Here is an 11990-nt window from a genome sequence, read left to right as displayed (position 1 = left end):
TGGCGAGCGCCGATGAGGGATGCGCTACGCGGGCGTTTCCGCCGCGTGAACGATGGGTCGCACCTCGGCGGCGTCGCGCACGTGCGCCGAATCGAAGCTGCCCTCGGGCTCCGGCAGCCACCGGCAGGCGAGTGCTGCGACGAGCGCGGACGCCCCGATGACCGCGAAGAAGACCGTCGGCCCGGCGAAGATGAGCAGCGTGAGGTAGAGCAGGGCCCCGACGTTGCCATAGGCACCGACGATGCCGGCGATCTGGCCGCTCACCCGCCGCTTGACCAGCGGCACGATCGCGTACGTGGCCCCCTCGCCGGCCTGCACGAAGAACGAGCAGGCCATCACGGCGAGCACCGCCAGAGCGACCGGCCACGACGGACCGATCACGGCGACGAGACCGTAGCCCGCGGCGAGGCACACGAGCAGCGTGAGCAGCGTGCGTCGCCGGCTGCCGAGCAGGTCGCTCGACAGCCCGCCGACCGGTCGGGCGACGAGGTTCACGAACGCGAACGCGCTCGCCATCGCCCCGGCGGCGACGACGCCGAGACCGAAGGTCTCCCCGAAGAAGGTCGGCAGCATCGACACGACGGCGAGCTCGGAGCCGAACGTGACCGCGTAGGCGAGGCTGAGGATGGCCACGGACCGGAACGGGTAGGCGTCGTCGGTCCCATAGGCGCCCGCCCGCGCGGGCCGGTTCACCCGGAGGATGCCCCGCACCTGGACGGCCAGGACGACGACGAGCAGGCCGACGGCCGCCCACATCGCGGCCGGTGACAGGAAACCGACGAGGCGCAGCCGCCAGGCGAGCAGCGCGAGGACGCCGACCAGGGGCACCTGCAGCGCTATGAGGCCCACGACGCCGGCCCGGCTCGTCACCTCGAGCGCCCCCTGCCGGCGCGGCGCGAGGTACGCGTCCCCGTCGGGGGTGTCCCGCACCGCACGCAGGTAGAACAGCCCGTAGCCGAGGGCCATCACCCCGGTGAGCCCGATCGCCCACCGCCAGCCGTCGGCGCCGCCCACCACCGCCGCCACGGTCGGCAGCGTGAAGGCCGCAGCCGCCGAGCCGAAGTTGCCCCACCCCCCGTAGACGCCCTCGGCCATGCCGACCTCGCGGGGCGGGAACCACTCGGCCACCATGCGGATGCCGACGACGAAACCGGCGCCGACGACCGAGAGAGCAAGACGGCTGGCGACCATCGTGGGGAACGTCGTGGCGAGGGCGAACAGCGTGCAGGGCACGAAGGCGTAGACGAGGATGGCGGCGTACACCCGCCGGGGGCCCCAGCGGTCGAGGGCCATGCCGATGAGGATGCGGGCCGGCACGGTCAGCGCGACGTTGCAGAGCGCAAGCGTCGCCAGCTGGGTGCGGTCCAAGCCGAGCTGGCGGCCGATCGTCGACGCGAACGGCGCGAAGTTGAACCAGACGACGAACGACAGGAAGAACGCGAACCACGTGAGGTGCAGGATCCGGAAGCGACCGGAGAACGACCACAGGGACGTCAGCCGTCCGACAGCATCGGTGCGGCGCATCGTGACCTCCGGGGGGCGCACGGTTCGGGGATGGTGCCGCCACCGTGCGCCCTGCGTGTTCGCGCACCGCTACGCCGAGATGACGGCACGACGAAAACCCGGTCGGGTCCCCGCGCGACGCAGCGTTCACCGCGCCGACACGTTCGACCAACCCGCGCGAAACGCCCTCTGCCTACCGTGCCCGGCGATGGAGAAGGAGACCACGACCCACTGCCCCTATTGCTCGCTCAACTGCGGGCTGAAGCTCGTGACGCGCGGACAGACGGTCACCGGCTACGCGAAGTGGCGGCAGTCACCGTTCTCGTCCGGGGGCCTGTGCGCGAAAGGCGTCACGGCCTGGCAGCAGGTCCACCACCCCGAACGGCTGCGGCTGCCGCGCGTGCGCCGGGGGGACCGCTTCGTCGAGGTCGGCTGGGACGAGGCGCTCGACGTGGCCGCGACCGGCTTCCTGCGGATTCGCGAGCGCCGGGGCGACGCGGCGAACGCCGTGCTCACCGGCGCCTCGCTCACGAACGAGAAGGCCTACCTCGTCGGCAAGTTCGCGCGCCTGGCCCTGCGCACGCCGCACGTCGACCCCAACGGACGGCTCTGCATGTCCTCGGCGGGCGCGGCGGCGGTGCGCGCGTTCGGCCTCGACCGGGCGATGACCCCCCTGACCGACGTCGCCGACGCCGACGCGGTCGTCGTGATCGGTGCGAACCTGCCCGACGCCTACCCGCTGTTCATGCCGCACCTGCAGCGGGCGCGGCGGCGGGGCGCACGCGTGGCCGTCGTCGACCCGCGCGGTGGCACGCTCGTGCGCGACGGTGACCTCCATCTCGCGCTGCGTCCGGGAACCGACGCCGCGCTCGCCACGGGGCTGCTGCGCGAGCTCGACGTCCTAGGCCTCGTCGACGACGCGTTCGTCGCCGACCGCACCGTCGGCTACGGCGAGGCCCGGCGGGCCGCCGAGCCGTGGACGCTCGCGCGCACCGCCGCCGTCACCGGCGTGCCCGCAGCCGGCATCAGCGCGCTCGCGCGCCTGCTCGGCCGCAGTGAGCGGGCGCTGCTCCTGCACGCGCGCGGCTGCGAGCAGCAGGTCACCGGGACGGCGAACGTCCTCGCCTGGATCAACCTCGCGCTGGCGGCGGGTCACGCGGGGCGGCGGGGCTCGGGGATCGTCACCCTCACCGGGCAGCGCAACGGCCAGGGCGCCCGTGAGCACGGGCAGCGCTGCGACCAGCTGCCGGGCTACCGCACGATCGACGACCCCGCCGACCGGGCGGTCGTCGCGGCGCGGTGGGGCGTGCACCCCGGCGAGCTGCCCGGACGGGGCCTGACCTACGTCGAGATCCTCGCCGCCGCGCGGCGCGGTGAGGTTGCCGGGGCGCTCGTGCTGTCCACCAACCCTGCGGTGTCGGGACCGCGTTCGGGGGCGGTGCGGGCCGCGCTCGACGCGCTCGAGCACCTCGTCGTCGTCGACCCGTTCTTCTCCGAGACCTGCCGCCACGCCACCGTCGTGCTGCCCGGTTCGACGTTCGCCGAGGACGAGGGGACGATCACGACCACCGACGGGCGCGTCGTGCGGGTGGACCAGGCGGTGCCCCCCCAGGCGGTGCGCGGCGACCTCGACGTGCTCCGCGGGCTGGCGCACCGGTTCGGCGTGCGGCACCACTTCGACTTCCACACCGGCCGGGAGGTGTTCGCGGAGCTGTGCCGGGTGAGCGAGGGAGGCCCCGCCGACTACTCCGGCCTGGACTGGGAGGCGCTGCGGGACCGCGGCGGCATCTTCTGGCCCGCCCCGCGCCACCGGCCGGAGGGAACGCCCCGGCTGCACCTCGACCGGTTCGCCCACCCCGACGGGCGAGCGCGGTTCACGCCCATCGAGCCCACCGGGCCCACCGTGCCGGCCGGCGGCGCCTACCCGCTCGTGCTCGCCACCGGGCGGGTGCGCGACCACTACCTGTCGGGCAACCAGACGCGGCGCATCCCCGACCTCGTCCGCAAGACGCCGGGGCCGGTGCTCGAGGTGCATCCGCAGACGGCCGCCGCCGTCGGGCTCGTCGAGGGCGCACACGCGCGCGTCGCGTCCCGCCAGGGCGCCGTGGAGCTGTCCTGGGCCCCCAACCCCCACCTGCGGCGCGACACGCTGTTCGTGGGCTACCACTGGCCCGGGATCAACGACCTCACGAGCGACGCCCTCGACCCGACGAGCCGCATCGCCGGCATGAAGCACACGCCGGTGGCGCTGGACCCGGCCGGCCTGACGCCGGCCGCGCCGGACACGGATCGCGTCTGCGACCCGTCCGAGGACGCGGTGGCACCGAATCCCGCCTGACCGCAATCGCCGCTGGCGCCCGTCCGCCAGCCCAGCCGAGGAGGCAGCCATGTCCCTGCCCGCCGAGCTCCCGAGCTTCATCCCCGACGATCTCCTTCACGCCTACGCCGACGACGCGAGGCGCCACGTCGAGCGCACGCGCCCGAGAACCGCGCCCCACCAGGCCGCGACGACCACCATCGCCGCGGGTCGCCCGCAGCCTCACGCCCGCCGTGAGCCGGTCGTCGTCACCCTGCCGGCACGGCCGGCGCTGAGCGCGCCGCTGATCGCGGCGATGCTCCTCGGCCTCGCCGGCTCGGTCGTGGTCACGGCCCTCTGGTCCTGGCTCGCCGTGAGCCAGGAGAGCGTCGTCTGGTGGTGGCTGGCCGCGGGCGGGTTCGCCCTCGTCGCCGTGAGCTCCCTGCTCGTCGCGCGCGTCCTCGCCGGATCGGGTCGCTAAAGAGATCGGCTGCCGGCGCCCACCGCGGGAGCTTGCCTCACGGGACCGGCCACGTCACCATGGCTCTCGACCATGGCCGGATCCCCTGCGGCGCCGCTCGCTGCCCTCCTCGCACCCGGACGGACCCAGCTCACCGAGCTCCTCGAGCACCCCGGTGAGCTGCGCGTCGGGCCGGCGCTGCGCGCCTACACGCTCGCGCTGCTCGCCGAGCGGACCGGCCCGCTCCTCGTCGTCGTGCCGAACGAGCGCGACGCCGAGGCGGTCTGCGACGACCTCGCCGCCTTCCTCGGCGAGGGCGCCGTCGCCCACTTCCCCGCCTGGGAGACGCTGCCGCACGAGCGTCTGTCCCCCCAGGCCGCCACCGTCGGCCAGCGGCTGCGCGTCCTCGACCGCCTCCGCAAACCCGAGCCGTCGAGCAGCCTCGCCGACGGCGAGCAGGCGGCGGACCTCCGTGCGGTCGTCGCGCCCGTCCGGGCGCTACTCCAGCCGATGGACCCCCGCCTGGCGGAGCGGGAGCCGATCCGCCTGCGACCGGGCTTCGCCGGCGGTCTCGACGGGCTCGTCGAGTCCCTCGCGGCCCTCGGCTACGTCCGCACACCGCTCGTCGAGCGCCGTGGTGAGTTCGCGGTCCGCGGGGGCATCGTCGACGTGTTCCCGTCAGCGGCCGACCACCCGGTGCGGGTGGAGTTCTGGGGCGACGACATCGACTCGATCCGCGCGTTCTCCGCCGCCGACCAGCGCAGCCTCGCGCCGCTCGACGAGGTCGCCGTCGACGCCGCCCGCGAGCTCGTGCTCGACGCGGAGACGGCCGGCACCGCCCGGCTGCTCGCGCAGCGCCTGCCCACCCTCGCCGAGCCGCTCGGCCTGCTCGCCGACGGGGTGGCGTTCGAGGGCATGGAGTCCCTCGTCACGGCCATCCACCCGGCGCCCGCCTACCTGCCCGACTTCCTGCCTCCCGAGGCCGGTGTGGCCGTGGTGGACCCGCGCCGGCTCGCGGACCGGGCGGCGGAGCTGCGGGAGCAGGCCGCGGCCCTGCTCCTCGCCGGCTGGGGCACCGCCGACGGGGAGGGCGGCGTGCTGCCAGGCACCGACGACGCGGTGGGCTTCGCCGCGTGGGACACCGTGCGCGCCCGGGTGCGGGGCCCGCTGTGGGAGCTCTCCGCGTTCGGTGGGCAGGCCGATGTCGCCGGGCGCGGGTGGGACACGTTTCGCGGAGACATCGCCGCAGCCGCGACCCAGGCCCGTCGCCTGTCCGCCGACGGGCTGACCGTCGTGCTCACCACCGCCGGCCACGGCCCGGCGCTGCGCCTGGCGGAGGTGCTCCGCGAGGAGGGTGTCGCCGCGCCGGTCGAGCCGGCCGCTCCCCGCCCCGGCGGCGGCAGGGTCGCCATCGTCGAGTCGCCTCTGCGGGAGGGGTTCCTCGCCGCCGACCTCGGCGTCGCGGTCCTCGGCGAGTGGGATCTCTTCGGCCCCCGCCACGCCCGCGCCGGCCGTCGGCTGCCGAGCAGGCGGGCGGCGGGGGAGGCCGTGCTCGACCTCGCCGAGGGTGACTACGTCGTCCACAGCACCCACGGCGTCGGCCGCTACGTCGGCATGGTGACGCGTGAGCTACGTGGCCCGACCACCCTCGTCGGGGGAGGGACCGCCGGGTCGGTGACCCGCGACTACGTCGTGCTGTCCTACGCCGACGGCGATCGGCTGTTCGTCCCGACCGACCAGGTCGACGCGATCACGAAGTACGTCGGCGGCGAGCAGCCCCGGGTCATGCGGCTCGGCGGCGGAGACTGGCAGCGCGCCCGCGGCAAGGTCAAGAAAGCCGTGACCGAGATGGCCGCGGAGCTCATCCGCCTCTACTCGGCGCGCATGCACGCCGAGGGCCACGCGTTCAGCCTCGACACGGGCTGGCAGACCGAGCTCGAGCAGGCGTTCCCCCACGAGGAGACACCCGATCAGCTCGCTGCCATCGACGAGGTCAAGCAGGACATGGAGGCGCCGCTGCCGATGGACCGCCTGATCTGCGGCGACGTCGGCTTCGGCAAGACGGAGATCGCCGTGCGGGCGGCGGCCAAAGCGGTGTTCGACGGCAGGCAGGTGGCGGTGCTCGTGCCGACGACGCTGCTCGCGCAGCAGCACGGTGAGACGTTCACGGAGCGCTTCGCCGGCTTCCCCGTCAACGTCACCGTTCTGTCGCGCTTCCAGACCGCGCGGGAGCAGAAGGCGGTGCTCGACGGCCTCGCCGCCGGAACGGTCGACCTCGTGATCGGCACACACCGCCTGCTCGGCGCCGACGTCGCTTTCAAGAACCTCGGCCTCGTCATCGTCGACGAGGAGCAGCGCTTCGGCGTCGGCCACAAGGAGAAGCTCAAGGCCCTGCGCACGAGCGTGGACGTGCTCACGATGACCGCGACCCCCATCCCGCGCACCATGGAGATGGCCGTCACGGGCATCCGTGACCTCTCCACGATCGACACGCCCCCCGAGGAGCGCCAGCCCGTCGTGACCCAGGTGGGCGAGTGGGACGAGTCGCTGGCCGCGCTCGCGGTGCGCCGGGAGCTGCTGCGGGAAGGCCAGGTCTTCTGGGTCCACAACCAGGTGGCCACGATCGACGCCGCCGCCCAGCGCGTCCGCGAGCTCGTCCCGGGCGCCCGCGTCGAGGTCGCTAACGGGCAGATGGAGGAGTCCACCCTCGAGCGGGTCATGGTGCGCTTCTGGCAGCGCGAGTTCGACGTGCTCGTCTGTACGACGATCATCGAGTCGGGTCTTGACGTGGCGAACGCGAACACCCTCGTGGTCGAGCGCGCCGACCTGCTCGGGCTCGCGCAGCTGCACCAGCTTCGTGGGCGCATCGGTCGTGCCGGCGACCGCGGCTACGCCTACTTCTTCTTCCCCGAGCACCGGGCGATGACCGAGGAGGCGCACCGGCGCCTCGAGACGATCTCTACCGTCACGGGACTGGGCGCAGGCCTCTCGATCGCGCTGCGCGACCTCGAGATCCGCGGGGCGGGCAGCGTCGTCGGCGCCGATCAGTCCGGTCACGTCGCGGCCGTCGGGTTCGAGGAGTACGCCCGGCTCATGAAGGAGGCCGTCACCGAGCTGCGCCAGGGGGGCAAGCCGGTCGAGCCGGAGCCCGAGGTCGCCATCGACCTGCCCGTCGACGCGCACCTGCCCCGCGACTACATCGCCGACGAGTCGCTGCGCCTCGACGCCTACCGCAAGATCGCATCCGTGCGCGACGCCGCGGGGGTGAAGGCTGTGCGCGCCGAGCTCACCGACCGCTACGGGCCGCTGCCGCCACCCGCCGAGCGGCTGCTCGCGGTGGCGGCGCTGCGCGCCGCGGTCCGACGCTGGGGCATCACCGACGTCACGACGACGCCCCGGCGCACGGTGCGGATCTCGCCGGTGCAGCTCGCTGACTGGCAGGAGGTGCGCCTGGCTCGCGAGCACCGAGGCGCGGTCTACAACGCCACGGCGGGCGCGCTCGAGCTGCCCCTCGCCCGGTCGGGCGACCTCGTCGGGGCCGTCGCCCGACAGCTCAAAGCCGTCATGTCGCCCCCGCGGCGCTGACGTACACTGGCTCGGCTCCCCCCTTTCGACATGGACGGTCCTCTCCCAGTGCGTACTACTGACATCGTGAGTTCTTGCCGCCTGCGTCTGTTTGCGCTCGTCGCCCTCGCCGCGCTCGTCGCCGCCTGCGGGCCGGAGGGCGCCGCCGGCCCGGACGTCGCCGCGACGGTCAACGGCGAGGAGATCGCCATCGCGGAGGTGCGCGACCGCTACGACGCCGTCAGCGAGAACCCCCAGTTCGCCGAGCAGCTCGCCGGCGACGACTCTGGAGCGTTCGAGCAGCAGGTGCAGGCGGAGATCCTCACAGGCCTCATCCGCTCACGCCTGCTGCACCAGGGGGCCGCGGACCTCGGCGTGGAGCTCACCGACGAGGACGTCGAGGCCAAGCGCGAGGGGATCATCGAGGAGGTCGGCGGCGAGGACGCCTTCGCCGAGATCATCGAGACGAACAACCTCACCGAGGAGACGGTCGACAGCCAGCTGCGCGACCTCGCCATGCAGGACCTCGTCGCGGAGGCCCTGACGGCCGATGTCGACGTCGACGACGAGCAGGTGGCCGAGGAGTACGAGCGCAGCTACGGCACCGCCTCGGCGCGCCACATCCTCGTGGAGACCGAGGAGCAGGCGCAGCAGGTGCTCGCCCGCCTCGAGGCCGGCGAGGACTTCGGGGCGCTCGCGCAAGAGCTGTCCACCGACCCGAGCGCCGCGCAGAACGCCGGGGACCTCGGCCAGTTCGGGCGCGGCGACATGGTCCCCGAGTTCGCCGACGCCGTCTTCTCCGCGGAGGAGGGCCAGATCGTCGGCCCCGTCCAGACGCAGTTCGGCTTCCACGTCATCGAGGTCACCGAGATCGACCCCGGCCCGCCGCTCGAGGACGTCGAGGAGGAGATCGTCGCCCAGCTGCTCGAGGGCGAGCGGGGGCAGCTGCTCCAGGAGTGGCTCGACGAGCGTAGCGCGCAGGCGGAGGTGACGGTGAACCCCCGCTTCGGCGAGTGGGACGCCGAAGCGGGGCGCGTCGTGCCCGCTGACGCCCTCGGCGAGGAGGAGGGGGAGGAGGCGGAGGACGGCGGGTCGCCGACCTCGCCGCGCAGCCCGCCGGAACCCGACGCAGCGGAGTCGTAGGCGCCGGCATGGCCCGGCTCGTCCTCGTCGACACGTGCGACCAGCTGCCGGGACTGCTGCCGATGCACGGCTGGTCGGCGCTGATGTCGAGCGACCTCGTCGTCGTCGGCTCCGAGGACCACCCGTTCGTCGCGCACCTCGCCCTGGCTGACCTGCGCTACGAGACGGTCCCTCCCGAGGGCTCCGCCGCGCTGGGGCGCACCGACCTGCTGTCGGGCATGAGCCCCGCCCGCAAGCGGCAGGCCGAGCGCGTCGTGGAGGTCGCCGAGGCGCACGGCGAGGTCACCTACCTGTTCGGCCCCGACGACAGCGAGCCGTTCACCCGCGCCCTGGGCATGGAGGCCGCCCGCCGCGGGGTCGAGGTCGAGATGGTGTACTTCATGCTGGTGCCCAAGGGCGCCCGCCTCCTCGACCTCGTGCGCGTCCAGGAGCGTCTGCTCGCCCCTGACGGATGCCCCTGGGATCGCGAGCAGACCCACGACAGCCTCCTCCGCTACGCCGTCGAGGAGGTGTACGAGCTCGCCGAGGCCGTCGCTGCCGGCGACGTGGCGGCCCTGCGCGAGGAGCTCGGCGACGTGCTCCTCCAGGTGGTCTTCCACGCCCAGCTCGCGGAGCAGGCCGACGACCCCGACCGGCGCTTCACGATCGACGACGTCGCGGGCGGAATCGCCGCCAAGCTCGTGCGCCGCCACCCCCACGTGTTCGGTGACGCACGTGGCGCCGGGGAGGGGACCGCGCGTTCCGTCATGGCCAGCTGGGAGGAGCTGAAGGCGGCGGAGAAGCCCGAGCGGGAGGGCGTGTTCGACGGCGTCGTCGCGGCACAGCCCGCCCTCGGCTACGCGACGAAGCTGCAGTCCCGCGCCGCTCGGCTCGGCTTCGACTGGGAACACGACGCGGACGCCGCGGACCGGGTGCGGGCCGAGCTCGACGAGCTCCTCGCCGCCGAGCGGCCCGGGTTGCGCGTGGAGGAGCTCGGCGACCTGCTCCTCAGCGTCGTCGGCCTTGCGCGCCGCCTCGACATCGACCCCGAGGCCGCGCTGCGCGGCGCCGCCCGGCGGTTCCGGGCCCGTTTCGAGGCTGCGGTCGCCCGTGCGGGACGACCCTTGTCGGAGCTGACGCGGGCGGACTGGCTGGCGCTCTGGGAGGCGGCCAAGGCCGCAGAGGCGTCGGAGGGCTGACGACGCGCGGACCCTGCCGGCGCTGTGGCAGGTGTTGTACCTGTAGTGTTGCGGAGCGTAAAGTTGCCCAGGCCCGATTCGGGGAGTGTGAACCACCAGGTGGAGATCGAGAGTCTGCACGCACGGGAGCTGCTCGACTCCCGCGGGAACCCCACCGTGGAGGTCGACGTGCGGCTCGTCGACGGGGCCTACGGCCGCGCGTCCGTCCCGAGCGGGGCGTCGACCGGCCAGTTCGAGGCGGTCGAGCTGCGCGACGGCGGCACCCGCTACGAGGGCCGGGGCGTGCTGCGGGCGGTGGCCCATGTCCGCGAGCACATCGCACCCGCGCTGATCGGACGCGACGCGAGCGACCAGCGCGCGGTCGACCAGGTCCTCCTCGCGCTCGACGGCACCGACGACAAGGCCCGCCTCGGCGCGAACGCGCTGCTCGCCGTCAGCCTCGCGACGGCGAAGGCCGCGGCCGCCTCCCACGGGCTGCCCCTCTACGCCTACCTCGGTGGCCCGAACGCCCACGTCCTGCCCGTGCCGCTCATGAACATCGTGAACGGCGGGTCGCACGCCGACTCGAACGTCGACTTCCAGGAGTTCATGGTCGCTCCTCTCGGCGCGCCGTCCTTCTCCGAGGCGCTGCGGATGGGCACGGAGATCTACCACGTGCTCAAGCGGGTGCTGCGCGAGCGCGGACTCGTGACCGGCCTCGGCGACGAGGGCGGCTTCGCGCCGAGCCTCGAGTCGAACACCGCCGCGCTCGACCTCATCCTCGAAGCCATCGAGCGTGCCGGGTACGAGCCGGGCGAGGACGCCGCCCTCGCCCTCGACACCGCGTCGAGCGAGTTCTACAAGGACGGCCGCTACGAGCTGCGCGGCGAGGGCCGAAGCCTGTCCGCCGAGCACATGATCGAGCTCTTCGCCCGCCTCGTCGAGCAGTACCCCATCGTGTCGATCGAGGACGGCCTCGACGAGGACGACTGGGACGGGTGGCGGGCCCTCACCGAGCGGATCGGCGACCGCTGCCAGCTCGTCGGCGACGACCTGTTCGTGACGAGCAGCGAGCGGGTCAGGCGCGGGATCGACGACCGCTCGGCGAACAGCGTCCTCGTCAAGGTGAACCAGATCGGCACCCTCACCGAGACGCTGCAGACCATGGAGCTCGCGCACCGCGCCGGGTGGACCTGCATGGTCAGCCACCGCTCGGGCGAGACCGAGGACACGACGATCGCCGACCTCGCCGTCGCCACGAACGCCGGGCAGATCAAGACGGGGGCGCCGGCGCGCAGCGACCGGGTCGCGAAGTACAACCAGCTGCTCCGCATCGAGGAGCAGCTCGGCGACACCGCGCGCTACGCCGGGCGGCGGGCCTTCAAGCGGTCCGCCCGCCGGGGGCTCACATGACCGCTGCCCGTGCCCGGCGGAAGCGTCGTCGCCCGGGACGGTCCCACCGGCTGCGGCGGGCGACGGCGGGCAACCGGATGTACGGCTATGCGCTCGTCGCCGTCGTCGCGCTGCTCGCCGCGATGGCGCTCGGCCCGCTGCAGAGCTACACCGCCGCCGCCGACCGGGTCGACGCTCTCGTCAAGAAGCGGGACATCCTCCGGGAGGAGGTCGACCGGCTCGAGCAGCGCAGGGAGCGTCTCCACGACCTCGAGGAGATCGAGCTCATGGCACGGACCGACTTCGGTCTCGTGCGGCCCGGCGAGGTGCCTTTCGTCGTCGTCACCCCGGAGACCGACCTCGACCGCGTCCACCCCGACGCCGAGGGCCGGGCAGCGCCCGACGAGGGCCCGTGGTACCGGCGGCTCGGCCGCTGGCTCGGTGCGCGGCTGCGCGCGAACCCTCGCTGACACGC

The 11990-nt window shown here is 73.8% G+C and carries 8 protein-coding genes; 7 read left to right on the top strand and 1 reads right to left on the bottom strand.

Translation table 11 applies throughout. From position 1 onward, the window contains the following. Positions 1-24 precede the first annotated feature (24 nt). The gene (locus tag VM324_03460) at positions 25-1524 is read right to left on the bottom strand and encodes a NarK family nitrate/nitrite MFS transporter (GenBank protein HVL98330.1); all 1500 of its coding nucleotides are present in this window, start codon (positions 1522-1524) and stop codon (positions 25-27) included. Positions 1525-1711: 187 nt separating this feature from the next. Between VM324_03460 and VM324_03455 the strand changes: the two genes are divergently transcribed. The 7 genes from VM324_03455 to VM324_03425 all read left to right on the top strand — a co-directional run bounded on the left by VM324_03455 (position 1712) and on the right by VM324_03425 (position 11985). Then, complete coding sequence (locus tag VM324_03455) at positions 1712-3841, top strand: molybdopterin oxidoreductase family protein (GenBank protein ID HVL98329.1); 2130 nt, start codon at positions 1712-1714, stop codon at positions 3839-3841. 49 nt (positions 3842-3890) lie between these two features. Further along, on the top strand, positions 3891-4280 hold the full coding sequence (locus VM324_03450; protein ID HVL98328.1) for a hypothetical protein: 390 nt from the start codon (positions 3891-3893) through the stop codon (positions 4278-4280). Positions 4281-4352: 72 nt separating this feature from the next. Then, positions 4353-7844, top strand: coding sequence for a transcription-repair coupling factor (mfd, locus tag VM324_03445; GenBank protein HVL98327.1), 3492 nt, complete (start codon positions 4353-4355; stop codon positions 7842-7844). Between the two features lie 66 nt (positions 7845-7910). Beyond that, positions 7911-8966 (top strand): peptidylprolyl isomerase, encoded by a 1056-nt coding sequence (locus VM324_03440; GenBank protein ID HVL98326.1) that lies wholly within the window; start codon positions 7911-7913, stop codon positions 8964-8966. An 8-nt stretch (positions 8967-8974) separates the two neighbouring features. Then, positions 8975-10144 (top strand): nucleoside triphosphate pyrophosphohydrolase, encoded by a 1170-nt coding sequence (gene mazG / locus VM324_03435; protein ID HVL98325.1) that lies wholly within the window; start codon positions 8975-8977, stop codon positions 10142-10144. Positions 10145-10243: 99 nt separating this feature from the next. Continuing rightward, positions 10244-11536, top strand: coding sequence for a phosphopyruvate hydratase (gene eno / locus VM324_03430; protein HVL98324.1), 1293 nt, complete (start codon positions 10244-10246; stop codon positions 11534-11536). Continuing rightward, entirely contained in the window at positions 11533-11985 is a 453-nt protein-coding gene (locus VM324_03425; protein ID HVL98323.1) for a septum formation initiator family protein, read from the top strand. Before eno ends, VM324_03425 begins: the two co-directional genes overlap by 4 nt. Positions 11986-11990 lie beyond the last annotated feature (5 nt).

The sequence above is a fragment of the Egibacteraceae bacterium genome, from assembly GCA_035540635.1.
Classification (GTDB): domain Bacteria; phylum Actinomycetota; class Nitriliruptoria; order Euzebyales; family Egibacteraceae; genus DATLGH01.
This window is presented reverse-complemented; position numbering and strand designations above follow the sequence as displayed.